The following is a 24,195-nucleotide window of genomic DNA, read 5'->3' as shown; positions in this document are numbered from 1 at the left end:
GGCGCAAGGCCAATGTGCCACGGGCCGGCGCGCCGCTGGAATGTGATCGCCGCCGCGCGAAAGCGCCACCCCCGCTGGGACGAAGCGCCCGCGCGCCGCGTGGACACGCGCACCCTGCCCAGGCCGTCGCCTAGTCGAACGAGAGCCCGCGACGGCCCTTGTGCCTGCGCTTGCGCTCCTTGTCGGCGACGCCGATCTTCCCCCACTCGTAGGTGATCCGGCGGCGGAAGACGCCCAGCGCGTCGCCGCCGTAGAGCAGGAGCTCGCGCGGGGAGTCGGTCTCCCCGAGCGTGGGCTCCCAGAGGTCCGTCGAGACGAACGCGAGCAGCGCGGGCGTGCTCAGGCGCATCCGCGCGACGAGGAGCCCGCACGTCGCCTTGTCGCCCGGCCGCGCCCGCTTCGCGCGCTTGCCGCGGCCGCGCGCCTCCTCCTTCGCGCCGCCCGGGCGCGCGCAGCCGCCGCCGAGCACGAGCTCCTCGTTGCCCCGGGGGTGCCAGGTCCACATGCGCTCGACCTTGAACGTGGCCTCGGGCGATCCGGCCTGGGCCGCGGCGCGCGCCTCCTCCGGCGCGAGCTCGGCGAGCTGCGCCGCCGCGCGCGGGTCGACGAGCGGCTCCAGCCGGAGCGGGCGATCGCGCTTCACATCGAGCACCACCTCGAAGCTGTTCACCTCCCCGGCGCAGCAGCGCACGCCGACCTCGGGGCGGCGCGTGTCCGGCTTGACGCCGCGCCCGTGGGCGCAGCGCCCCACGAGATCGCCCGAGGGCCCGTTGCCCCCGCGCAGCGTCACGAGCCCCGGCTTGCTGGGGTCGCGCTGCCACTGGCTCGAGGTCCAGGTCCACACACCGCCGTGGAGATCGTGCACCCCGAACGCGCTCGTGCACCCGGCGTTCACGCCGTTCGGCGTCAGCACCCGGCTCTGCCCGGTCGCGCACACCGCGGCCTTGTACGTGTCGCCGTACTCGTACGTGGTGTTCGCCGGCCCCTTGCAGGCCCGCTCGATCTCGAGCTCCGTGCAGAGGCGCTTGCCCTGCGCCTCGCAGAGCGCGCGCGCCTCGTCCTGCGTGACGTTCGTGGTCGGGATCGCGCCGACCTCGTTGGGGTACGAGAAGACGTCGATGTAGAAGCCGTGCATCACGACCTGCGCGCCCGCCATCTCCTCGTCGGCGATGCGCGGCAGGCGATCCGGCGGCGTGCCCGCGATGAGCACGCCCTTCGGGATCCACGCCATGCCGGGGCGCGGCTCCGGCTCGGCCTGGGCCACGTCCCAGGGCGGCGCGGCGTCGAGGTCGCCGTCCGTGCCCGGCGCGGCGCCGCCGCGCTCGCAGCCGGCGGTGGCCGAGAGGAGGGCGGCGAGCGACGCGGCGGCCGCGAGGGCCTTCCCCCTCAGCGCGCGGACGGAGCGCTGCTCGCCGGGGCCCACGGGCTCACTCGGGGTCGCGCTCGCGGAGGTTCAGCTCCTTCATCTTGAGCTGGAGCCCCTTGCGAGAGATCTTGAGGAGCCGCGCGGCGTGGGTGACGTTGCCGTGCGTCTGCTTGAGGGCGCGCTCGATGAGGTCGCGCTCCAGCTTGCTCATCGCCGCCTTGACCTGCTCCTTCAGGCCGTCGGGCGTCGACGGCGCGAGGGCGGTGTCCGCGGCCGCGGGCGGCATCGACGCGCCGGGCGCCGACGCGGCGCCGCTGCGGATCTCCTCCGGCAGATCGTCGAGGCGGATGCGCGCGCCGTCGGCGAAGAGCAGCGCGCGCTCGACGACGTTCTCGAGCTCGCGGATGTTCCCCGGCCACGCGTGCGACGACAGGCGCTCGAGCGCCTCGGGCTCGGTGCCCTCGATGCTCTTCTTGAGGCGCGCGTTGAACTTCGCGACGAAGTGGGCGCAGAGGTGGGGGATGTCGCTCCTCCGATCGCGCAGCGCGGGGAGCGCGATCGGGACCACGTTGAGCCGGTAGAAGAGGTCTTCCCGGAACGTGCCCGCCGCGATCTCCCGCTTGAGATCGCGGTTCGTGGCGGCGACGAGCCGGACGTCGACGTGGATGGTCTTGATGCCCCCGACCCGCTCGAACTCGCTCTCCTGCAGGACGCGCAGGAGCTTCACCTGCATCTCGGTCGGGATCTCGCCGATCTCGTCGAGGAAGAGCGTCCCGCCGGAGGCGAGCTCGAAGCGCCCCGGCTTGGAGGCGACCGCGCCCGTGAAGGCGCCGCGCTCGTAGCCGAAGAGCTCCGACTCCATGAGATCCTTCGGGATGGCGGCGCAGTTGACCTTGATGAACGGCCGGTCGCGCCGGCTGGAGTTCTCGTGCAGCGCGCGCGCGACGAGCTCCTTCCCGGTGCCGCTCTCGCCGCTGATGAGCACCGTGGTCGGCGTGTCGGCGACCCGCTCGAGGATCGCGTAGAGCTCCTGGATGGGCGGGCTCTCGCCGATGATGCCGAAGCGGTCCGAGCCGCCCCGGGGCGGCGCCGCGGAGACGTCGCGCGTGGCGTCCGCGCTCGCGAGATCGCGGGTGCGGAGGGCCTTCTTCACGACGACGCGCACCTCGTTCTGATCGAACGGCTTCGTGATGTAGTCGAACGCGCCCGTCTTGAGCGCCTCGACGGCGTTGTCGACGGTCCCGTGCGCCGTGAGGAGCACGACGGGGCGCGAGGGGTCGTCGCGGAGCGCGGCCCGGAGCAGGTCCATGCCGTCGACCTTGGGCATCCGGAGATCGGTGATGACCAGGTCGATGTGGTGCTCCTTGAGGAACGCGAGCCCCTCCTCGCCGTCTTCGGCGGTGTGGACCTCGTAGCCATCCCGGCCGAGCTGGGCGCTGAGGACCCGCCGGAGGTTCGCCTCGTCATCGACGACGAGGATCTGCTTCTTTTCGGGGAGCATCACCGGGCGAGACTAGCAGAACCGGCAACCGGGCAAGCGCCGTGACCGATCCCTGGCGCTCCGGGGTCGTCGACCTCGACCAGGCCCGCGCACGGCGTGGTCGCGCCGGCGGGCGCTCGGCTCCTGCCCGCCGGCTCGCTCGGCCGGCCGTCCCGCGGTCGACGGGCCGAGCGCATTGCCCCGAGGTCCGCCGTGATGCCTTTTTCTCGCTGCCGGCGAAACGGATCAGTATGCTGCGCCCACTTCTCGTGGAGGGCGGCTCGGATGCGTGTGCTTCGGACTTGGCTGGTCGGTCTCGGCGCGGGGATGTTCCTCGCCGCGGGGTTGGCCGTAGCAGGAGATCCGGCCATCGAGTACCCCGAGTGCAACCGCACCGCGACACCCGCTGATCTGGAAGGCGCCAAGGGCGCGCACAAGGCCGCCACGCAGTTCTACGAGCGGGCCGACTACGACCGCGCCATCCAGTACTGGAAGGACGCTTACCGGCTCGACTGCGCGGCGCACGCCGTGCTCATCAACATCGCCAACGCGTACGAGAAGAAGGGCGACCGCGCCGAGGCGGTCACCGCGCTGGAGACGTACCTGGCCCGCATGCCGGACGCGACCGACGCGCAGACGATCCAGGACAAGATCCAGAACCTCAAGAACTCCATCCGGCCGGCGCCGACCCCGACCGCCAGCGAGTCGGCGTCCGCGCCCGTGCCGCCTCCGACGCTCCCCACCGCGTCGGCGGCCCCGAGCCTCTCCGCGGAGCCGCCCCCGCCGCCGCAGCCCCCTTACGGGTATGCGCCCTGGGTCGCGACCGGCGCCGGCGTGGTCACGCTGCTGGTCGGCGGCATCTTGACCTCGAGCGGCTTCGCGGACATCGGCGCCGCCGAGGACAGCTGTCCGATGCGCGTCGACTGCGAGCCGGACGTGGCGGATCAGGGCAACCAGGGCCGCACGCAGGCGACCGTCGGCGGCGTGCTCCTCGGGCTGGGCGCCGCCGGCGTCGCGGGAGGCCTCATCTGGGAGCTCGGGTTCAACCAGCCCCGGCCGGTCTCCAGCGCGCCTGCGCCCTCCGCCGGGATCCGGCTGACCCCGGTCGCCGGCCCAGGCGCAGCCGGGGTCGGCGTGTCGGGCCGCTTCTGAGCAAGCTCCCCGGCGCGCCGCCGGTCTCCGAGCGGGCGCCGGCGTGACGCGCGCGGCGCGACCCGCTGCCCTGGCCCGCGGGGGTGCACCCCCGCGGGGAGCGCCGTACCGCCCGCGAGCGAGCGCTCGCGGGCACATCGTCTACTCTTCCATCGTGCGTCTCAGCTCCTACGCCCGCTTGCTCCTCACACGGACCTCTCTGAACAGAATCGCGCTTCCGGGCGCGCTGCTCGCCGCGCTGTCGGTCGCGGGCGCCGCGGTGCTCGCCCGCGGCGACACCCCCGCGCCCGCGCTCGCGCGGATCGGCCACCTCCTCGTGCCCGCGGCCGCCGCGGCGCCCGCTGCGGCGGCCGCGGCCGCCCGGGTCGCGATCCTCGCGACCTCGCCCGGGGCGACCCGGACCACGCTCCACATCGCCGCCGTCGGGGGCGCCCAGGCCGGCCCCGCGCTCGCCACCCTCCAGCACCTCGGCGACGCGGTCGTCCGTGCCCGCGTCGTGCCGCGGACGCCGATCGTCGTCGCGACCGCCGACACGCGCCCGTCGCGCGATCGCTCGTTCAACGCGACCCTCTTCCGCGTCGAGCCGCACGCCGAGCCGGTCGCGCTCTGCGACGGCGTGGTGCACGCGAGCCGCCCGCTCGTGACCGCCGACGGGCGCGTCTTCGTCTCGCGCGGCGTCGCCGGCCCGGAGCCGCCGATGGACGGCGACCTCGCGCGGCTCCGGGTCGACGCGCTCACGATCGACGAGGTCGATCTCGCCACCGGCGCGACGCGCACCGCGCACCGGCACACGGGCTACCTCGCCTTCCTCGCCGGCGAGTGGAACGGCGAGCTCGTCGTCTACCGCGTCTCCCCGGGGTCGGCCGACCTCGTCCTCGTGAACCCCGACTCCGGCGCGACGCGGGTGCTCGCCCCGTCGATCCCGCCGTTCGCGCGCGATTTCTCGATCGACGCGACCACGGGCGCGCTCGTGTTCCAGGAGCGGCACGAGGCCGATCCCGGCCTCTGGGTCATCGATCGCCTCGATATCGCCCGCGGCAAGCGCGCCCGGCTCGAGGTGAGCGCGAACGGCGGCCTCGCCCCGCACGCCTGGCCGGGCGGCGGGCTCGCGTACACGCCCGATCGCGCCGCCGGGCTCCGCGTGGTCGGCGCCCGCGCGCAGGTCCGCGGCCCGCTCGGCGCCGGCGTCGACGCCATCCAGGCCGTCTCGCCGGACGGGGCGTGGGTCGCCGCGCTGCACACGAACCCCTCCGCGTTCGCCGTCCCCTTCGCGATCCACGCGGAGAGCGGCGAGGCGTTCGCGATCCCCGCGCCGTCCGGCGCGCGCATCGCCGTCGCCGGCTTCGCCACCGCCAAGGAGGAGCCGTGAGGCGCCGCCTTCCCCTGGTCGCGGCGGCCATCTCCGCGGCCGCGCTGGCGGCGCCGGCCGCCCGCGCGGCGTACTGCCCCTGCTTCACCGCGTCGAGCGCCTACAACGATCGCGGCTGCGCGGTCGAGGCCGTGCCCGGGATCAACCCGTCGGTCGCGGAGTGGAACGCCATCTTCGATCTCGTCTCGCGGGGCCCGGCGGCCTGGGGGGACGCCGGCCCGGAGACCATCGGTCTCGGTCAGGGCTGCGAGAAGCCCGAGGCGCAGCGGCAGGTCGACGCGACGTTCCCGTGCGAGCTGCTGAAGGCGATCGCCATGCAGGAGTCGGGGTGGCAGCAGTTCTGCGCGCCGGACCGGCCGATGGACCAGGCGGGGGCGAGCTCGCGGACGATCATCTCGTTCGACTGCGGCTACGGCGCCTCGCAGATCACGAGCGGCATGCGCGGCGGCGACAGCCCGGCTTTCGATCCGCGCCGCGTTGCCGCGGACCCGACGTACAACGCGGCCACGGGCACGCACATCCTCGCGATGAAGTGGAAGGCCACGCGCTGCGTCGGCGATCGGCAGCCGGCGATCGTCGAGCACTGGTACAGCGCCGTGTGGGCGTACAACGGGCTGTCGTACGTCAACAACCCGAACAACCCCAACTACGACGCGGGGCGCGGCGTCTACGATCCGGCGATCGGCGGCGCCGCCCCGTACCAGGAGCGGGTGTTCGGCCGGATGGAGCACACCGGCGGGCGCTGGGAGAAGATCGAGGTCGCCTACCCGGCCCTCGGCGAGATCGGCGCCGGCGGCGCGCCGGCCGCGCTCTCCGATCCGCGCTGCGCTTCGCCGACGGACTGCACGCGCACGCGCCCCCTCCACGTCACGCGCTGCGCCGACGACGGCGGCCCGACGGGCGACGGCGGCGCGGGCGGCGCGGGCGGCGGCAGTACGGGTGGCGGCGACAGCGGCAGCACAGGTGGCGGCGACAGCAGCAGCAGCGGCAGCGCAGGCAGCGGCGGCAGCACAGGCAGCGGCGGCAGCGGCGGCAGCGCAGGCAGCGGCGGCAGCGCAGGCAGCGGCCGACCGGGCGGCAACGCTGGAGGCGCGCCCGTGACCGCAGGCCAGGGAGGCTCCGGGCGCCCCGTGGACGACGAGGGCAGCGACGACGGAACGACCACGACCACGGTGGGCCTCTACGGCCGGTGCTCCTGCGACCTGCCCGGGAGCGGCGGCGCCGCGGGCGCGGCGTCCTGGATGGCGCTGGGCGCCGGCGCGCTCGCCGCGGCGTGGCGGCGGAGGCTTCCGAGCCGCCGTCGCGGGGATTAACCTCGCAGGCCATGCCGCCTTCGCTCGGCTCCGAGCTCATCGCAGCGTGGGCTGCCCGGCGGGGCCTCGCCTTCACCGCGCGCCCCGACGAGGCCTGGTTCCGTCGCTGGGAGCCGTACGACACGATCGCGCCCCCCTCCGCCTATCTCTCCTCGTGCACGTGGACGGCGAACCCCGGGCACGCGGTCATCGCCGAGCCGTGGTACGCGGACGGCGACGCCGAGCCGCTCGAGCGATCGCTGCTCGGCTTCGCGGCGCACCCGGCGCTCCAGCGCCGCGCGTCCATGCGCGTCGGCGAGCATTTCCTGACCCGCGTCGCCTTCATCGAGAGCGCCCCGCCGCCCCGGGTCGTCCTCGGCGACGCGCTCTGGGACACCCACGTGACGACCTTCGCCGCCTCGCCGCCCGAGGCCGCCGCCGCGTTCCACCCGCGCTTGCGCAAGCTCCTCGCCCGCCGCGGCTTCCAGGGTCACCTCGAGCTCCGCCCCGGCGGGCTCGTGGTGCACTGCGCCGGCCTGCGGCCGATCCCGGAGCACTACGACCGGCTGCTCGGCATCGTGCGCGAGATCGTGAACGCGGCCGTCGGCTCGTGAACCTGGGAGGAGGATCCGTACCGGCCGACGCAGCGCTTGCCCTGGCCGACGACGATCTTCTGCGCACGGGTCGGCCGGGGCGCGCGCGCCTAGACCATCGATCACGTTGCTCGAGCGAGAAATGAACCGCCAAGCCGCCAAGGACGCCAAGAAGACGACAATGTCTTGGCGTCCTTGGCGGTTCGAAAGTGGGCGGTCCGACCGCCTGTTGCACCTCGCAGGGACACGTCGGTGGGCGGTCCGACCGCCCGTGATCATGCGGATCCACACCTCGCTGGGCGGTCCGACCGCCCGTTGCACCTCGCAGGGACGCCTCCGAGGGCGGTCCGACCGCCCGTTGCACCTCGCAGGGACGCCTCCGAGGGCGGTCCGACCGCTCAATGCACCTCGCAGGGACGCCTCCGAGGGCGGTCCGACCGCTCGATGCACCTCGCAGGGACGCCTCCGAGGGCGGTCCGACCGCTCGATGCACCTTGCAGAGACACCTCGGAGGGCGGTCGGACCGCCCGTTGCGACGCGCAAGGACACCTCGGTGGCCGATCGGACCGCCCGTCGCCAGGCTGCACGAGCGCAGCCATGGAAACACGGAGCACCGCCCGAGCGCGCGCCGCCCTGATCCAGCCAGCCCTGTCGACGCGTCCGACACGCCGGTCTAGGCTCCCCGACCATGGCCAAGGTCCTGGTCGTCGAGGATGAGCCGGCCATCGCCGAGTCGATCGCCTACTTCCTGCGCCGCGACGGGTTCGCGGCCACGGTCGTCACCACGCTCGCGGCCGCCGAGCGGGAGATCGACAAGGCGGACCTCATCATCCTCGACCTGATGCTCCCCGACGGCAGCGGCTTCGATCTCATCGGCCAGGTGCGGCGGAGCGGGGCGCGCGCCGCGATCATCGTCCTGTCGAGCCGCGACAGCGAGGCCGACCGCGTCGCCGCGCTCGAGACCGGCGCCGACGACTACGTGACCAAGCCGTTCTCGCCGCGCGAGATCGTGGCCCGGGTGCGGGCCGTCCTGCGCCGCGCCGCGCGGCCGCAGGCGCCCGACGCCGCCCCGGCGCCGCTGCCGCTCATGGTCGACGAGGCCACGCGGAGGGCGCACGTCAACGGCCAGAAGGTCGACCTCACCCGCGTCGAGTTCGACCTGCTCGCCTGCATGCTCGCCGCGCCGGGCAGGGTGTTCACGCGCGCGCAGCTCATCGACCGCGTCTGGGGCGACGGGTTCGCCATCACCGACCGGACCATCGACTCGCACGTGAAGGGGCTCCGGAAGAAGGTCGTCGAGGCCGGGGGCGACGCCGACCTCATCGAGACGGTGCGCGGCGTCGGCTACCGCGTCACCGACAAGCCGAGCCCCCCGGAAGGCGGCTAGCCCATGGTGCGCCTCGTCGTCACCGCGGCGGCGGCGGTCTCGATCATCCTGCTCGTCGCGCTGTTCGCCTCCCGCCTCGTCCGCGCCCGGACGGCCGGGATGAGCATCCGGATGCAGATCTTCATCGCGCTCGGCGGCATCGTCGGCGCGTTCGCGTTCGGGCTCGGGCTGCTCGTCATCGATCGCATCGAGGCGCGCGCGACGCTGCTCGCCGAGGGCAGCGCGCGCGACGAGGCGGCCGCGTTCGCCGCCGTCGCCGCGATGGAGATGGAGGTCCGCGACGTCGACCTCGCGGCCGTACGCGCGCTCGACGGCGAGGGCCCGACGGCCCAGAACATCGCGCTGCTCGACCCGGAGGGGCGCGTGCTCCGGGCCCGCGGCGCCTCGCCGGGCGAGCCCGGGACGGTCTTCGTGACCGCGCCCATCGAGGTCCGCGGCCGGCGCGTCGGGAGCGTGCAGGTCGTGAAGCCGACCATCGTCGTGCAGCGGATGGTCGCCGACTTCGCCCCGCCGATCCTCGTGATCAGCACCGTGCTCGGCGCCGCGGCGGCGCTCTCGTCCTTCCTGATCGGCCGCGCCATCGCGACGCCGATCGAGGCGCTCACCGAGTTCGCCGTGCGCGTGAGCGAGGGGGAGGTGCGCGCGGCGCCGCCGCCGGCCCAGGGCCGCGAGGTCCAGCGGCTGACGCGCGCCATCGACTCGATGCGGCGCCAGCTCGAGGGCCGCCCCTTCGTCGAGACGTTCGCCGCGGATCTGTCGCACGAGCTCAAGAACCCGGTCGCCGCGATCCGCGCCAGCGCCGAGGTGCTCTCCGAGGGCGCGCTCGACGACCCCGAGGAGGCCGCGCGCTTCGTCGCCCGCATCCGCGAGGCGATCACCCGGATCGAGGCGCTCCTCGGGGAGCTCCTGTCGCTCGCCCGCCTCGAGGCGCGCGGCGTGGAGCACGCCGCGGTCGTCGACCTCGTCGCGATCGCGCAGGCCGCCGCGGCGCGGGCGCGGGAGCGCGGCAGCCGGGTCGAGCTCGACGCGCCGAGCTCGGCGGCCGTGCGCGGCGACGAGCTCTGGCTGTCGCGCGCGCTCGACAACCTGCTCGACAACGCGCGCACGCACGGCGACGCCGCGGCGCCCATCCACATCGCCGTGTCCCGCCTGGGCGGACAGGTCGCGATCGCGATCCGCAACCGCGGCGAGATCGGGCGGCACGTCGCCGGCCGCCTGTTCCGCAGGTTCGTGACGACCCGCGCCGACCGGGGCGGCACCGGCCTCGGCCTCGCGATCGTCAAGGCGATCGCCGAGGCCCACAGCGGCTCGGCCGAGTGCACCCACCGCGGGCCGCCCGAGGTCGAGTTCAAGATCTCGCTGCCGGGTGCCTGAGCCCGCTCGGAAACCGCGAGCTCCCCCGCTCCATCGTCACCCCCGGGGAGCATCTTGGTTTCCGGGAGGTTTCTCCGGTTTGACAGCGCGCCCGATCGGTGGTGCGAAGACGCGGCCGGCCGCCCGGCGGAGCGCTCCGCCGGGCGCGCGCTAAGGTCCACGGGCGGCGGCCCTTGAGCTCATCCGCGGCATCCTCCACAGAACCTCCACAATCGCATCACCGTCTGCCCCCCTACCGCGCCGAAGCTCGGCGCAAAGTGGGTCGTCGTCCCCACCAGGAAAACCATGACGTCCAGCACTCTCCCCAAGCACGTCGCGATCATCCTCGATGGCAATGGCCGCTGGGCAGCGGCGCGGGGTCTCCCCCGGATGCAGGGGCACCGGCACGGCGCGCAGGCCGTGCGCCTCTCGGTGCGCGCCTGCCGCGATCGCGGCATCCCGTACCTCACGCTCTACGCGTTCAGCGTCGCGAACTGGTCGCGGCCCAAGGACGAGATCGACGCGCTGATGCGCATCTGCCAGGAGTTCGCCGAGGGGGAGCACGACGAGCTGATCCGGCGCGGCATCGCGGTGCAGATCGTCGGCGACCTCGAGGACATCCCGACCCCGACGCGGCGCGCGATGGAGAAGCTCGTGGAGGACACCTCGGGCGGCACCGAGATGACCCTGGCGCTCGCGCTGAGCTACGGCGGCCGCCGGGACATGGCGAACGCGATGCGCGCGCTCGCGGTCCGCGCGCGCGCCGGGCTCGTCATCCCGGAGGAGATCAACGAGAAGTCGCTCCGGAACTTCCTGACGACCAGCGCGATGCCGGATCCGGATCTCATCATCCGCACGGGCGGCGAGAAGCGCCTCAGCGACTTCCTGCTCTTCGAGGCCGCGTACGCGGAGCTGTTCTTCACCGACACGCTCTGGCCCGATTTCACCGAGGCGACCTTCGACGAGGCGCTCGCGATCTACGCCCGGCGCCAGCGGCGCTACGGCCGGACCGGCGAGCAGGTCCGGCGGATGGCCGCGTCGGGCTGAACCGGCGCCGCGCGGCCTCCACGCCGCGCGCGCAGCGGCGCTCGCGGCGCTCGTGGCGCTCGTGGCGCTCGTGGCGCTCGATTCCGGGGCCGCGATGCAGTACGAAAGACGCGCTTGTCGTCCACGCGCCCGTAGCTCAGCTGGATAGAGCAGCGGCCTTCTAAGCCGCGGGTCGCAGGTTCGAATCCTGCCGGGCGTGCCGAACGTCCTCGGTGCGTCGCTTGACGGTCCTGCCCGCAGCGGACCACCATGTTCCTGGCATCATGGAGAAGCGGGTCGTGCTCGTGCTGGGCGGTCTGGTGCTGGGCGCGGCCTGCGCGCTCGCGGCGGGGCGGGTGCGCGCCCAGGGGGTCGCGCCGAGCGCCCCCGCGCCGCGGTGGGAGCAGGACTGCGAGCAGGCGCACGGCGTCGAGGAAGCGCGCGCCGTCGCGAAAGCGCGCGGGGAGAGCGGCTGGGAGCTCGTGGCGCTCGACGCCGGCGTGATGTGCTTCAAGCGGCCGGCCCCGGCGCCTCCGAAGCCGGCCGATCCCTGGCCGGGCTACTGACCCGCCGCCGCGGCGCGCGCCGCGCCCGCCGTTCGAGGCGGAGCGGCCCCGGCGGCGCCGCGGCCGCCGCCCTTCTCGGCCCGCGCGCTGCGTGTCAGCGTTCGGCATGATCGATCTCTGCGATCGGCGCTACGCGCTGCCCGCGCGCAAGACCGTGGTGTTCTGCGTCGACGGCTGCGCGCCCGAGTACCTCGACCAGGCGCTCGCGGACGGGCAGATGCCTCGGCTCGCGGCCACGCTCGCCGGAGGCGGCCTGTACGTGCGCGGCCGCGGCCAGATCCCGAGCTTCACGAACCCGAACAACGTGTCCATCGTGACCGGCCAGCCGGCGCGCGTGCACGGCATCTCGGGCAACTACTACTTCGACGCCGCCTCGGGGGAGGAGGTGCCGATGAACGACCCGCGGTTTCTGCGCGCGCCGACGCTCTTCGAGAAGATGGAGCAGGCGGGCGTCCGGACCCTCTGCATCACGGCCAAGGACAAGCTCCGCGCGCTGCTCGGCGCCTGCCGCGACGGGGGGCCGCGCCCGATCTCGCTGTCGGCCGAGAAGGCGCACGAGCAGGCGCTCCCGGAGCACGGCATCGCCTCGATCACCGCCGCGGTCGGCCGCGAGAACCCGTCGATCTACGACTGGGACATCTCGCACTACGCGATGGAGATGGGCCTCGCGCTGCACGAGCGGGTCTCGGCCACGCTGCTCTACGTGTCGCTGACCGACTACGTGCAGCACAAGGAGCCGCCGCGCGGGCCGATGTCGGATCGGTTCTACGCCCGCTTCGACGCGCTCTTCGGCGCGTACCTCGACGCCGGGTTCGTCTGCGGCATCACCGCGGATCACGGCATGAACGACAAGACCGCGCCGGACGGCTCGCCGAACGTGCGCTACCTCGAGGACGCGCTCCGCGAGGCCGGCCTCTCGGGCTTCCGGGTGCTCCTGCCGATCACCGACCCGTACGTGGTGCACCACGGCGCGCTCGGATCGTACGCGACCGTGTATGTCAGCGCCTCGGCGCAGCCGCGCGCCGCGGAGGTCCTCGCGCGGCTCCCGGGCGTGGAGCTCGTCCTGCCCCGCGACGAGGCCGCGCGGCGCTTCGAGCTGCCGCCGGACCGGATCGGCGACCTCGTGATCCTCGGCGATCGGAGCACGGTGCTCGGCAAGAGCGCGGCCTACCACGACCTCTCCGCCGTGCGGCGCGGGCTCAGGTCCCACGGGGGCCTGCACGAGGCCGACGTGCCGATCCTCGCGAGCCACCCGCTCCGGCCCGAGGAGCGCGCGAGGCTCCTCGGCGCGGACGCGGACGTGGCGAGCGGGCGGCCGTGCGCGCTGTCGAACGCGGACGTCTTCGATCTCTTGCTGAACCGACTCTCGATCGCCACGGCCTAGCGCCATCGATCGAGCACCTGAAGGGGGACAGGATGGGCTCGACGCTCTCCATCGAACGACCTGGGTTCCATTTTCCGTGCCTGATCGGGGGCAGGCCGGTGAGCCGGGACGAGCGCATCCTCGTGCGCTACCCGTTCACGGGCGAGGTGATCGGCAGCGTGCCGAGGCTCGACGAGCGGGAGGTGACGCGGGCGATCGAGACCGCGTCGTCCGGCCCGCCGCGGCTCTCGCGCCACGAGCGCAGCCAGATCCTCCTTCGAGCCGCGGCGCTCATCGAGGCGCAGGCGGACGCGGTCGCGCGGCTCATCACGTGGGAGAGCGGGCTCTGCCTCAAGGACACGGCGTACGAGGTGCGGCGCGCGCTCGACGTGCTCCGGTTCGCCGCGTACGAGGCGCTCCGCGACGACGGCCAGTGCCTCGCGTTCGACATCTCGGCGAACGGCAAGCCCCGCCGCGGCTACACGCTGCGCGAGCCGCTGCGCCTCGTGACGGCGATCACGCCGTTCAACCACCCGCTGAACCAGGTCGCCCACAAGGTCGCGCCGAGCATCGCGAGCGGCAGCGCGATGGTGCTCAAGCCGTCGGAGAAGACGCCGCTCTCCGCCGTCTACCTCGCGGCCGTGCTGCACGAGTCGGGGCTGCCGCCCGGCATGCTCAGCGTCGTGACCGGCGACCCGGCCGAGATCGGGCGGGCGCTCGTGACCCACCCCGCGGTGGAGCTCGTGAGCTTCACGGGCGGGGTCGAGATCGGCAAGCGCATCGCGGGCATGCTCGGCTACCGGCGCGCGGTGCTCGAGCTCGGCGGCAACGATCCGCTCATCGTGCTCGACGACGCGGATCTGGACGAGGCGGCGCGGCTCGCCGTCTACGGCTGCTACAAGAACTCGGGGCAGCGCTGCACGGCGGTGAAGCGGCTCATCGTGAGCGAGCGCGTCGCGGACGAGTTCGCCGCGCGCCTCGCCGCCGCGTCGGCAGAGCTCAAGGTCGGCGACCCGCGCGACCCCGCGACGGACATGGGGACGGTGATCTCCGAGGCCGCGGCGCGGCAGCTCCAGGCGGCCGCGGCGGACACGCTCGCGCGGGGCGCCAGGCTGCTGTTCGGGAACGCGCGCCGCGGGGCGCTGTACGGCCCCACCGTGATGGATCGCGTGCCGCGCGACGCACCGTCCGTGCAGCAGGAGACCTTCGGCCCGCACGCGCCGATCCTCCGGGTGAGGGACGTCGACGAGGCGATCGCGGTGGCGAACGGGACGAGCTACGGCCTCTCCGCCGGCGTCTGCACGAACGACATGAGGCACGTCCACCGGCTCGTCCGGGAGCTGCGCTGCGGCACGGTGAACGTGCGCGAGGTGCCGGGGTACCGCTCCGAGCTGTCGCCGTTCGGGGGCATCAAGGACAGCGGCACCGGGGTCAAGGAGGGCGTCGTCGAGGCGATGAAGGCGATGAGCAACGTGAAGCTCTACACGGTGCCCTGGGAGTGAGCGGCCCCCGGCGCTTCCCCATACCGCCGCGGCGCGCGACGTTGTAAGCCGATCGGCATGAGCGGAGAGCCCCTGTCGGAGCGAGAGTTCGACGCCGTGGCCGATCGGTCGCTGCGCGCGCTGGATCGGGCGATCAACGAGATCCCCGACGGCGTGGAGGCCGACCTGCAGAGCGGCATCCTCACCCTGGAGTTCGAGGACGGCATCAAGTACGTCGTCAACAGCCACCGCGCGGCGCGGCAGATCTGGATGGCCGCCGAGCGGGCGGCGTGGCACTTCGACTACCTGCCGTCCGAAGGCCGCTGGGTGGCGCAGCGGACCGGAGAGGAGCTCTGGAGCACGCTCGAGGCCGTCGTCTCCCGGAAGCTCCGCCGCGACGTGAAGCTCGAGCGCTGAGCCCCGCCGCTCACAGCGCGAAGCGGACGCCGAGCGCGCCGAGCGGACCCGTCACGGAGGCGCCGACCCGCAGATCGAAGGCGACGCGGTCCCATGGGCGGAACGAGAGGCCGAGCTCGGGGAAGACGACCCACGGATAGACGACCGGCTTCAGGCCCTGGGGCTTTCCCTTGGGGCGGGTGAACCAGCTCGGCTCGGCGTAGCCGGGGTAGTGATCCGCGTCGTAGTCGAGCTGGTTGCAGTACCGGAAGCTCCCCTCCGGGTTGTTCGGTCCGCGGCACTTCTTGTAGCGGTACGGGTCCCCCGGCACGAAGGTGCTCTGGTCGCCGGCGACGGCGTCCCCGGGGTAGGCCTGGGTCCGGTAGAGCTCACCCATGAACATCCAGCCCACGCCGAGGCCCGCCCCGACGCGGAAGGCGAACCGCTCGTCGCGATCGAGCGGAATGTTCCAGACCAGACGGGCGTCCGCCTGGAGCGCCTGGAGGTCGCTCTCGATGATCTCGTAGTCGGTGTCGGGGTGCCCGTTCGGCAAGAACGGCGTCTCCTGCAACCGGAAGCGCGCGTAGGCGACCGAGAAGACGAGATCGAACCGCCCGAGCCGCGTGGACAGCGAGACGTCTCCGCCGGGGAAGAAGGCGTGCCGCCCGCCCTCTCCGAAGAGCTCGAACATGACCTGGGGGACGAAGAAGCCCCGGAAGCCGGCGCCGAGCCACACGTTCCGCTGCTTGCGCGCGGCCGGCGACGTGGGCTCGGGCAGCTCGTCCGGCGGCGTGGGCTCGGGCATCGCGACCGGCGGCTTCGCCTTCGCGTCGGGCCCGGCCGCGACGCGCGGCTCGTCTTCCGCCGGCTCCTTCGCCACGGGCTTCGTCGGCTTCTTCTCCGGCGGCTTCGTCGCCACCGGCTTCTGCGGCTTCTTCGCCGGCGGCCTCTTCGCCACGGGCTTCTGCGGCTTCTTCGCCGGCGGCTTCGTCGCCAGCGGCTTCTTCTCCGGCGGCTTCGCCGCCGCAGGCTTCTCCGGCGGCTTCTTCTCCGGGGGCTTCTTCTCCGGCGGCTTCGCCGCCACGGGCTTCTCCGCCGGCTTCGCCACGCCGGGCTTCGGCTTGAGGCGCAGCTTGAGCTCGCGCCGTTGCTTCTCCTTCAGCGTGATCTTCTGCGAGAGCTCCTCGTACCCCTCGGCCCTGGCGACGACCGAGATCGGCTTGCCCGGATCGAAGCGCCGCGGCGTCGATGGGTCGCTGATCGCCTCGCCGTCGATCTCGACGACGAGCCCCGCGTAGGGCTCCGCCGGCGCGACGACCAGCGTCGGGATGCGCGCGTCGAGCTGCGCCGCCTTCTTCTTGGCCAATGTGATGGCCACGACATCCCGGCCGGTGTACCCGGGCGCCTTCTTCTCGCTCGCGACCGTGTGATAGATCTCGCTCGCCTTCAGCAGCTCGCCCTGCTTCGCGTAGCAGTCGGCGAGCGGGACCGCAGAGCTCGGGCGGTGCCGCTGGCCCTCGGCGGACTCGAGGAGCGGGATCGCCCTCTTGCAGAACCCGCCCCGGGCCGCGTTGATGCCCTGGTTCGCCTCCTTGTCGCCCGGCGCGGCGAGCGCCGCATGGGCGAACAGCACAGCCAGGACGCCGACGAGAGAAGCGATCGGAAGACGCAAGAGGCGCTCAGTCTACCACCTCATCCACGGCGCGCGCGGGACGGACGCGTCGATCGCGCCCACGGATGTCGCGAACGGCACGGCGGCCCGAGGTAAGGAGCCGCGCGGGCGCCAATGTGGCGGCGCCTCGCGCCGCTCCTTACCTCGGCTCGACCTCGGCTCGGGCCGCCTCGACGGAGCGAACGCGGCCTGGACGGCCCGCCGTCCGGGCGGCCGCGCAGGCCGCCGGGGAAACACGGGGCTTTTCCGGGATCCCGAGCGCCCCCGGACGCGTGCCCGGAACGCCGAAGCGCTGCAGACGAAAAGCTCGACGGACTCCTCTTTACACCTTCGACGCTGACCGAGAGCCCCTGTAAGCTCCCCCGGAATGGCTTCCGGCGCAGGTATCGAAGAACCGCACGGGCTGGGCGAGAGCACCGGCGCAGAGGGATCGGGCGGCGGCGTTTTGTCCGGACCCGTGCGGCGCACATTGAAGGCAGGCGAGATCCCGAACACGTTGATCGAGTGCGTGCACTCGGTCGAGTGCGCGGGCTGTCCGCTCATCGCGGGCGATTACGCAGAGCAGCTCAGCACGAAGCGCGCGCGGGTCGTGTCCGCGGCCGCGCACTATCCGTCGCTCGAGCTGCTCCAGACGAGCCCGGTCATCCCGGCTGATCCGATCACCGGCTATCGCGGCCGAGCGAAGCTCATCGTCGCCCCCTCCGGCGCGATCGGGCTGTACGGCCGCACAGGGCATCACGAGGTCGTCGACATCCCGGGCTGCCGGGTCCTCGCCCCGGCCCTCGCGGCGGTGACCTCGCGGCTCCGCGAGCTGATCGCGTCCCCGCCGCCGGAGGTCCGGCCGCTGCTCTTGCCGTACGATCCGGCGAGGGGCGGCGTGCTCCGCGCCCTCGACCTGCGCGAGGTCCACCTCGCGCCCGGCACGCCGCTCTACGCGGAGATGGGCGCGACCGAGGACAACCCGGCGTTCGTGCTGATCACGTTCGTCCTCCAGCGCGAGCGCGCGTGCACGCGCGACGAGCTGCGCGAGGCAGGCCGCGCCATCCGCCCGATGCTCCCCCGCGTCATCGGCGTCGCGGCGAACTTCCACGACGCGGAGGCGCCGCAGATCCTCGGCCCCGAGACGACCGTGCTCGACGGCGTCTCGCACGCGGAGGACCGGATCGGGCAGACCTACCACATCGCCGCGTTCGGCTCGTTCGTGCAGGCGCACCGCACGCAGGCCGCGCGCGTGCACGCCCTCCTGCTCCGCGAGATCGCGTCGCTCGAGAACGACGGGCCCGTGATCGAGGGCGAGGCCCCGATGGGCCCGGCCTCCCGGCGCAAGGAGCCGCCGCGCATCCTCGATCTGTACGGCGGCTCGGGCGCGATCTCGCTCGCCCTCGCGCAGGGCGGCAACCGCGTCCTGATGGTCGAGTCGTTCGCGCCCGCGGCGGCGAACGCCCGCGCGGCGGCCGAGGCCCAGGGGCTGAGCCAGCGCGTGGAGGTGCGCACCGGCGACGTCGCGGAGATCGTGAGCTCCCTCGTCAACGGCTCGGAGAAGTTCGACGGCATCGTGGTGAACCCGCCGCGCCGCGGCGTCTCCCCGACCGCGCGCGAGGCGATCGCGCGCCTCGGCGCGCCGCTGCTCGTCTACGTCTCGTGCGATCCCGACACGCTCGCGCGCGACCTCGATCACCTCTGCCGCCTCGGGTACTCGTCGACGGAGCTCACGCCGCTCGACATGATCCCGCTCACGGAGGAGATCGAGACGATCGCCGCCCTCCGGAGGACGCCGCCGCCGGCGCCGAAGGTCATCTACGACGACGACGGCGTGCTGGTCGTCGAGAAGGGCCCGCACGAGCCGGTGGCCCCGCAGCCGGAGTACCTCGGCTCGCTGCTCGCCCGCTGCGCCCGCATCCCGGGCAGCACCACGACGCCCGTGGTCGTGCACGCGCTGGATCCGGGCACGAGCGGCCTGGTCATGCTCGCGCGAAACGAGGAGGCGGCCGCGCGCTGGGGCGAGGCGCTCACGAAGACGGGGCGCCTCATCTACCTGGCCGCGGCCAAGGGCGTGACCCCGGGCAAGGGCGCGATCACCCGCGACCTCCGCGAGGGGACGCGCACGTACACCGCGCGCACGCGGTACCGCCGCCTCGCCGTCGCCTCGGGCCACTCGATCCTCCGCGTCATCCCGGACGGCGGGCGCACGCACCAGATCCGGCGGCACCTCGCCGCGATCGGCCACCCGATCCTCGGCGACGAGCGCTACGGCCACGTGCCCACGAACCGCTACTTCGAGGAGAAGCACGGGCTCGATCGCTCGTTCGTGCACCTCGTGCGCATCGAGATCGAGCACCCGCGCACCGGCGTGAAGATGATCATCGAGTCGACGCTGCCCGGCGACCTGCGCTCGGCGCTCGAGCGCTCGACCGGCCCGTCGGTCCTGCGCTTCCTCGAGCAGAAGCACGCCCTCGGCGAGCAGCGGGCCGTCGCCGTGCTGACGACGGCCACGGACGAGCCCGCCCCGAGCAGCAGGATGATCCCGCTGCGCACCGAGGACTCCGAGTCCGCGCCGCCGCCCTCCATCCGCAGCCCCGGGCCCATCTCGATCCGCGTCCCGGATCTGGACGAGTCGCCCCGGACCATCCGGCACCCCATCATCTCGACCGGCGACGAGGACTGAGCGGCCCGCGCCGCCGTTCCCGCGCGCGCAGCCGGCCGGCCGCCGCGGTCGGCGGCCGCGTCGCCCTCGGCCGCGACCACCTCGCTCGCGGCGGTCGCTCCCCTACCCGCGACGCCGTCCGCCTTACCCGAGCGCCTCAGGGTGGGCCGGTCCTCGCGGGGCGCGGGTCCGTCCGTGTGCCCGACCCGCCCACCTTGGAGCGATGGGCTGCGAGCGGATCTGGTAGGCTTGACGGCCGCATGTCCACGTTTCCAGAAGACCGCCCTCGCATCCTCGTCGTGGACGACGAGAAGGTGATCCGCGACATGCTGGCCGACTTCCTCGGCATGGAGGGCTACTACGTCCGCACTGCGGAGGACGGGACCAGCGCGCTGAGCGAGCTCACGAAGGGCCATTACGACCTCGTGATCAGCGACCTCAAGATGCCGCGGATGGGCGGCATCGCGCTGCTGGACGAGATCGGCAAGACGGCGCCGAACGCGCTCACGGTCATCATGACGGGCTTCGGCACCGTCGAGACCGCGATCGACGCGATGAAGCGCGGCGCCTACGACTACGTGCTCAAGCCGTTCAAGCTGGACGAGGTGGTGCACGTCGTCCAGCGCGGCATCGAGAAGCAGCGGATGGCCGCCGAGAACATCCGGCTGCGCGAGGCGGTGTCGCTCTACAAGGTGAGCGAGGCGATCGCGGCGAGCCTGTCGCTCGACCAGGTGCTCGAGACCGTCGCGGACAGCTGCCTGCACGAGGTGCGCGGCGATCTCATCTCGACCTGGCTCGACGACGGCGAGGGGAGCTTCTTCGAGCGGCAGCACCTCCGCGGCTCGTCGCTCCCGCCGGAGGCCGATCTCGGGCGGCTCGATCCGGCGGTCGTGCTCGATCATTTCCGCCCCGAGGCGCTGCTCCTCGAGCAGGGCATGAAGGGGCTCAGGTTCTTCGCGGCGGAGCCGTCGCTGCCGCTCCAGTCGCTGGTCGCGGTGCCGCTCCGCATCCAGAAGCGGCTCATGGGCTTCGTCGCCGTCGCGTCGTTCACCCGGACGAAGCGCTTCGACGAGGGGCAGCGCAAGCTGCTCAGCATCATCGGCTCGCGCGCCGCGGCGGCGATCGAGAACGCGCGCCTCTACCAGGACCTCCAGGCGACGTTCCAGCAGACGATCGAGGGGCTCGCCAAGGCCATCGACAAGATGGACCGCTACACCGCGGGCCACTCGGATCGGGTCGCCGTGTACGCGGTGATGCTGGCGCAGCGGCTCGGCCTCGGCCCGCACGAGATCGAGATCGTCCGGCAGAGCGCGCTCATGCACGACATCGGCAAGATCGGGTGCGTGCTCAACCTGAACAAGCCGGGCAAGCTCACGAACGACGAGTACGAGGTGTTCAAGCGGCACCCCGTCTACGGGCGCGACATCCTCGATCCGATCAAGTTCCTGCACCCGCTCATCCCCGGCGTGCACCTGCACCACGAGCGCTGGGACGGGCGCGGCTACCCGCTCCGGATGCGGGGCAACGAGATCCCGATCATCGCGCGCATCATCTCGGTGGCCGACACGTACGACGCGATGACGAGCGACCGCTCGTACCGCCGGGCGCTCCCGCACGAGGTCGCGGTGGCCGAGATCGAGCGGTGCTCGGGCTCGCAGTTCGACCCCGAGGTCGCGGCGAGCTTCACGACGCACATCGAGGCCTACCGCGACGAGCGGCGCGCGCACGGCCAGAAGATCCCGGAGTAGACCATGCCGAACACCTCGCTCCGCGATCTCCTGGAGCCGCCGCGGGACCAGGATGCCCAGCTCGGGCCGCCGAAGCCGCGGCGCGCGCGCGCCGTGTGGATCGGCCGGCGCCGCTACGCCCCCATCCACGATCTGCAGAAGCAGCTCGTCGAGGCGCGCGCCGAGGGGCGCGTCGGCGACACGATCCTGCTCCTGGAGCACGACCCCGTCATCACGCTCGGTCCGCGGGCGAACCCGGAGAACGTGCTGCTCGACTCCGGCGCGCTGAACGAGCGCGACATCGACCTCGTCGCGACGGGCCGCGGGGGCGACGTCACCTACCACGGCCCCGGCCAGCTCGTGTGCTACCCGCTGCTCGATCTCCGGCCGGACCGGTGCGACGTGCGCAGGTACGTGCGGTCGCTCGCGGAGGTGATGATCCTGCTCGCGCGCGAGCACCACGTCGAGGGCGGCGTGGTCGACGGGATGATCGGCGTCTGGGTCGATCGCGCGGCCCCGGAGCAGTGGGGCGGCTCCGCGTGGGCGGGCGAGCTCGCCAAGCTCGGCGCGATCGGCGTGCGCCTGTCGCGCTGGCTCACCATGCACGGCTTCGCGTTCAACATCGCGGTGGACCTCAAGGCGTTCGAGCTGATCGTGCCCTGCGGCATCCGTGACCACGGCGTGACGTCGCTCCACCAGCTCACCGGGAGGACGCTCACCGTCGCCGAGGTCGCCCTCGCCAGCGCGCCGCAGCTCGCCCGCGGGCTCGAGATCGAGGTCGACCGCGTCGAGGATCTCTCGGCGGTCGCCGACCTCGCCGGGGCGCTGCTCGCCCCGGACGCCGCGGCCGGCGAGAGCCGCAGCGCTCCGTAGCGCGGCGCGACGCGGCGAGCGAAGGCGGCGAGCGGCCGGCGACGCCGCGCGGCCGAGGCGGCGGGCCGCGCCGCCGAGGCAGTGTCGCTCGGCCGTGCCGTGGGCTAATAGCGGTCCCGTGCGCGCGCAGCCCACGACACGGCCCCGTGAAGGCGACGGCTCCCTCCTGCGCCGCGGCCCCGCGGCCCCGCGGCCGCGCTGGCGGCGCGCCCTCGCCCTGGTGCTCGCCACGGCGACCGTGGCGCTCGTCGTGTTCGCGCTCCTCGCGCCCGTCGCGGTGGTCTTCGCCGGCAGGCGCAGCGCCGCGGCGTGCCTCGCGTCGATCGAGGCGCCGCGCGGCCCCGCGCTCCCCGACTGCCGGCCCGAGATCCGCTGGTTCGCGCTGCCGTCGCGGCTGCCGTGGACCTACGGCGCGGCGAGCGCGCTGGCCGAGGAGCTCGGCGCGCGCGCCGCGGTCGCCGAGTACGTCGACGCCGCCGTCGGCCGGCCCGATGGCGCGGCGCTCGCCCGGGCGGCCGATGCGGTGGCGGCGGCCGAGGCCACGGTCGCCGCCGGCTCCAGGCGCATCACGTTCGACGAGCTGGGGCCCTCGTGCGGCGCGCCGAGCCTCGCGCGCGAGGCGGCGCGGCTCGGCGACCGCCGCGCGCTCCTCGGTCAGCCGGATCGCTGGCCCGACTGGCACGTGCGCGTGCACACCCTCCGCGCGGCGCTCGCCGAGGGCGACCTGCCGCGCGCGCTCGCGATCGCGAACGGCTACGCGGGGATGGACCCCCGCGACGAGGATCTGCGCACGACGGTCGCCGCGATCCTCTGCCTCGGCACGAGCGCGGACGCGAAGCGCGGCGCCGAGCTCCTGACGCTGATCCAGGACGACCGGGCCTCGAAGCGCCACGCGGGCATGGTGCGCAACTGGGGCGAGGTCCGCGCCGTCCTCGTCGCCTGCGCCGCCCGGGCCGGCGTGGAGCCCCCGCCGATGCCGGAAGCCCCCGAGGCCGGCGCGGCCGACGTCGTGGAGGTGCGGCTCGCGCAGCGCGCCCGCCTCGCCGCCGCCCGCGGGGACGCCGCCGAGGCGAAGGGGCGCGCCGTGCGCGCGATCCGGGACCTGCTCGCCTCCGCCGACGCGCTCGATCCGGACGCCCGCGGCGATCTGCTCGCCGTGGCGCTGGCGGAGGACGGCGCGCTCGACGCCGTCGAGGCCGCCGCGCTCGCGTGGCCGGAGGGCGACGCGACCGAGGCGGCCGGCGCGGACGCCCTCGCGGTCGTGGGCGCCGGAGCCGGCGCTGCCCCGGCGCGCCCGGCGGCCGGCGCGGCGCTCTCGCGGAGCGCGGGCTCGCTGCGCGCGCTCGACTGGCTGCCGGAGCGCGGGCTCGCGAGGCCCGTGGTCGCCGGCTCGCTGCGCGCGCGCGCCGCGGCGCGCGCCGCCGAGCTGGCCGCCGCCCCCGAGCTCTCGCCGCCCGACGGCGACGCCCTGCGGGCCGCCGCGGGCGCCCTCGCGTTGGCGGCCGCGCGCGAGCTCGCCCTCGAGGGCGACGCGCCCCGCGCGATCGACGCCCTGGACCGCGTCGGCGCGCTCGCGCCGGAGGCGGCCCGCGCGCTCGCGCGATCGAGCGCGTGGACCCTCGCCGGCGATCGCGCGCGCGCGCTCGACCTCCTCGAGCGCGCCGATCTCGCCGCGGCGTCGCCGGCCCTCCGCGCAGCCGTGCACCTGCAGCGCGCCGAGCTCCTCGCCTCGCTGGGGCGCCGGCTCGACGCCGCGCGCGCGGCGGTGCTCGCCGACGAGGAGGCCGCGGCCGCGCGCGCCGCGAACGCCGACGACGCGCCGCCGGGGCTCGCCGGGCTCGCGCTGCTCGAGGCGCGCGCGCGGTGGACCCGGCTCGCCCTCGCCGCCCCCCATGGCGGCTCGCCGCTCCGGCAGGGCGGCCCGCCCGCGCTGCTGCCGGCGGACCTCTCGGCCGCGTGGCCCTGGGTCGGCTTCGCGCGCCTCGACGCGCCCTGGGCGCGCGGCGACCAGCCGGCGTTCGCGCGCGCGCTCGCCGCCTGGAGCGCCGCGCGCGGCGCGCCGCCGGCCACGCGCCGCGCGCTCCGCTACGCCGCCCTCCGCCGCCGGGGCGACGCGCCGCCCGCGCTCGTCCCGTACGCCGCGCTCGCGGCGCAGCTGCTCGTCGAGGGCGAGGGGGACGCCGAGGTGTGGCTCGACGCCTTCCTCGCGCTCGACGCCCCCCGCTTCTCGCTCCGACACGTCGCCTTCGCCCGGGCCGAGGCGGCGCGGTGGCGCGGAGACGACGGCAGCGCGGCCGCGTGGCAACGCCGGTACGAGGCCCTGCGCGCCGTGGCCTCCGACCCGGCCCGCGCCGAGATCGCGCGCTACCTCGGCCTCTGAGGCCCGCGCGCGCCTCTGAGGCCCGCGCGCCCGCGCGCGCCGTGCACATCGCACCGGGACGGACCCCATCGCGCC

The 24,195-nt window shown here is 74.2% G+C and carries 18 protein-coding genes and 1 tRNA gene; 16 read left to right on the top strand and 3 right to left on the bottom strand.

Annotated features, from left to right (window positions below):
• Positions 1-130: 130 nt before the first annotated feature.
• Entirely contained in the window at positions 131-1,423 is a 1,293-nt protein-coding gene (locus NQZ70_RS15830; RefSeq protein ID WP_129574952.1) for an SUMF1/EgtB/PvdO family nonheme iron enzyme, read from the bottom strand.
• 4 nt (positions 1,424-1,427) lie between these two features.
• Complete coding sequence (locus NQZ70_RS15825) at positions 1,428-2,867, bottom strand: sigma-54 dependent transcriptional regulator (RefSeq protein ID WP_129581378.1); 1,440 nt, start codon at positions 2,865-2,867, stop codon at positions 1,428-1,430.
• 264 nt (positions 2,868-3,131) lie between these two features.
• Between NQZ70_RS15825 and NQZ70_RS15820 the strand changes: the two genes are divergently transcribed.
• The 12 genes from NQZ70_RS15820 (at position 3,132) to cyaY (ending at position 14,845) form a co-directional block, all read left to right on the top strand.
• Positions 3,132-3,998 carry a lipopolysaccharide assembly protein LapB gene (locus NQZ70_RS15820; protein WP_129574951.1) on the top strand — a complete coding sequence of 289 codons (867 nt, stop codon included), beginning with the start codon at positions 3,132-3,134 and terminating at the stop codon, positions 3,996-3,998.
• Between the two features lie 154 nt (positions 3,999-4,152).
• On the top strand, positions 4,153-5,367 hold the full coding sequence (locus tag NQZ70_RS15815; RefSeq protein ID WP_237245338.1) for a hypothetical protein: 1,215 nt from the start codon (positions 4,153-4,155) through the stop codon (positions 5,365-5,367).
• Positions 5,364-6,680, top strand: a complete 1,317-nt coding sequence (locus NQZ70_RS15810; RefSeq protein ID WP_129574950.1) for a hypothetical protein — start codon at positions 5,364-5,366, stop codon at positions 6,678-6,680. Before NQZ70_RS15815 ends, NQZ70_RS15810 begins: the two co-directional genes overlap by 4 nt.
• A gap of 11 nt (positions 6,681-6,691) precedes the next feature.
• Positions 6,692-7,273, top strand: a complete 582-nt coding sequence (locus NQZ70_RS15805) for a hypothetical protein (protein WP_129574949.1) — start codon at positions 6,692-6,694, stop codon at positions 7,271-7,273.
• 667 nt (positions 7,274-7,940) lie between these two features.
• Positions 7,941-8,639 (top strand): response regulator transcription factor, encoded by a 699-nt coding sequence (locus NQZ70_RS15800; RefSeq protein WP_129574948.1) that lies wholly within the window; start codon positions 7,941-7,943, stop codon positions 8,637-8,639.
• Positions 8,640-8,642: 3 nt separating this feature from the next.
• Positions 8,643-10,013, top strand: coding sequence for a histidine kinase dimerization/phospho-acceptor domain-containing protein (locus NQZ70_RS15795; RefSeq protein ID WP_129574947.1), 1,371 nt, complete (start codon positions 8,643-8,645; stop codon positions 10,011-10,013).
• 285 nt (positions 10,014-10,298) lie between these two features.
• Positions 10,299-11,039, top strand: coding sequence for a polyprenyl diphosphate synthase (gene uppS, locus NQZ70_RS15790; RefSeq protein ID WP_129574946.1), 741 nt, complete (start codon positions 10,299-10,301; stop codon positions 11,037-11,039).
• 125 nt (positions 11,040-11,164) lie between these two features.
• Positions 11,165-11,238, top strand: a tRNA-Arg gene (locus NQZ70_RS15785).
• A 64-nt stretch (positions 11,239-11,302) separates the two neighbouring features.
• Positions 11,303-11,584 carry a hypothetical protein gene (locus tag NQZ70_RS15780; RefSeq protein WP_020735016.1) on the top strand — a complete coding sequence of 94 codons (282 nt, stop codon included), beginning with the start codon at positions 11,303-11,305 and terminating at the stop codon, positions 11,582-11,584.
• A 106-nt stretch (positions 11,585-11,690) separates the two neighbouring features.
• Positions 11,691-12,968, top strand: coding sequence for a phosphonoacetate hydrolase (gene phnA, locus NQZ70_RS15775; protein WP_129574945.1), 1,278 nt, complete (start codon positions 11,691-11,693; stop codon positions 12,966-12,968).
• 32 nt (positions 12,969-13,000) lie between these two features.
• On the top strand, positions 13,001-14,449 hold the full coding sequence (phnY, locus tag NQZ70_RS15770; RefSeq protein WP_129574944.1) for a phosphonoacetaldehyde dehydrogenase: 1,449 nt from the start codon (positions 13,001-13,003) through the stop codon (positions 14,447-14,449).
• 57 nt (positions 14,450-14,506) lie between these two features.
• Positions 14,507-14,845, top strand: a complete 339-nt coding sequence (cyaY, locus tag NQZ70_RS15765) for an iron donor protein CyaY (RefSeq protein WP_129574943.1) — start codon at positions 14,507-14,509, stop codon at positions 14,843-14,845.
• A 10-nt stretch (positions 14,846-14,855) separates the two neighbouring features.
• Here the strand turns inward: cyaY and NQZ70_RS15760 are convergent, their stop codons facing one another.
• Positions 14,856-16,496, bottom strand: coding sequence for a hypothetical protein (locus tag NQZ70_RS15760; protein WP_165373977.1), 1,641 nt, complete (start codon positions 16,494-16,496; stop codon positions 14,856-14,858).
• 457 nt (positions 16,497-16,953) lie between these two features.
• Between NQZ70_RS15760 and NQZ70_RS15755 the strand changes: the two genes are divergently transcribed.
• The 4 genes from NQZ70_RS15755 to NQZ70_RS15740 all read left to right on the top strand — a co-directional run bounded on the left by NQZ70_RS15755 (position 16,954) and on the right by NQZ70_RS15740 (position 24,120).
• Positions 16,954-19,161, top strand: a complete 2,208-nt coding sequence (locus tag NQZ70_RS15755) for a pseudouridine synthase (RefSeq protein ID WP_237245337.1) — start codon at positions 16,954-16,956, stop codon at positions 19,159-19,161.
• Positions 19,162-19,400: 239 nt separating this feature from the next.
• Complete coding sequence (locus tag NQZ70_RS15750) at positions 19,401-20,888, top strand: HD domain-containing phosphohydrolase (protein ID WP_129574941.1); 1,488 nt, start codon at positions 19,401-19,403, stop codon at positions 20,886-20,888.
• A gap of 3 nt (positions 20,889-20,891) precedes the next feature.
• Entirely contained in the window at positions 20,892-21,740 is an 849-nt protein-coding gene (gene lipB / locus NQZ70_RS15745; RefSeq protein ID WP_129574940.1) for a lipoyl(octanoyl) transferase LipB, read from the top strand.
• 118 nt (positions 21,741-21,858) lie between these two features.
• Positions 21,859-24,120 (top strand): hypothetical protein, encoded by a 2,262-nt coding sequence (locus NQZ70_RS15740; RefSeq protein ID WP_129574939.1) that lies wholly within the window; start codon positions 21,859-21,861, stop codon positions 24,118-24,120.
• Positions 24,121-24,195 lie beyond the last annotated feature (75 nt).

The organism is Sorangium sp. So ce836, assembly GCF_028553905.1.
GTDB lineage: Bacteria > Myxococcota_A > Polyangia > Polyangiales > Polyangiaceae > Sorangium > Sorangium cellulosum_D.
The sequence above is the reverse complement of the archived record's forward strand: the minus strand, read 5'-3'. Positions and strand labels throughout refer to the sequence as shown.

What these genes read in the sequence shown, in the direction of transcription:
- NQZ70_RS15825 (WP_129581378.1), bottom strand. Translation starts at nt 2,867, where the DNA reads ATGCTCCCCGAAAAGAAGCAGATCCTCGTCGTCGATGACGAGGCGAAC.
- NQZ70_RS15820 (WP_129574951.1), top strand. Translation starts at nt 3,132, where the DNA reads ATGCGTGTGCTTCGGACTTGGCTGGTCGGTCTCGGCGCGGGGATGTTC.
- NQZ70_RS15805 (WP_129574949.1), top strand. Translation starts at nt 6,692, where the DNA reads ATGCCGCCTTCGCTCGGCTCCGAGCTCATCGCAGCGTGGGCTGCCCGG.
- NQZ70_RS15800 (WP_129574948.1), top strand. Translation starts at nt 7,941, where the DNA reads ATGGCCAAGGTCCTGGTCGTCGAGGATGAGCCGGCCATCGCCGAGTCG.
- NQZ70_RS15795 (WP_129574947.1), top strand. Translation starts at nt 8,643, where the DNA reads ATGGTGCGCCTCGTCGTCACCGCGGCGGCGGCGGTCTCGATCATCCTG.
- uppS (WP_129574946.1), top strand. Translation starts at nt 10,299, where the DNA reads ATGACGTCCAGCACTCTCCCCAAGCACGTCGCGATCATCCTCGATGGC.
- NQZ70_RS15780 (WP_020735016.1), top strand. Translation starts at nt 11,303, where the DNA reads ATGGAGAAGCGGGTCGTGCTCGTGCTGGGCGGTCTGGTGCTGGGCGCG.
- phnA (WP_129574945.1), top strand. Translation starts at nt 11,691, where the DNA reads ATGATCGATCTCTGCGATCGGCGCTACGCGCTGCCCGCGCGCAAGACC.
- phnY (WP_129574944.1), top strand. Translation starts at nt 13,001, where the DNA reads ATGGGCTCGACGCTCTCCATCGAACGACCTGGGTTCCATTTTCCGTGC.
- cyaY (WP_129574943.1), top strand. Translation starts at nt 14,507, where the DNA reads ATGAGCGGAGAGCCCCTGTCGGAGCGAGAGTTCGACGCCGTGGCCGAT.
- NQZ70_RS15750 (WP_129574941.1), top strand. Translation starts at nt 19,401, where the DNA reads ATGTCCACGTTTCCAGAAGACCGCCCTCGCATCCTCGTCGTGGACGAC.
- lipB (WP_129574940.1), top strand. Translation starts at nt 20,892, where the DNA reads ATGCCGAACACCTCGCTCCGCGATCTCCTGGAGCCGCCGCGGGACCAG.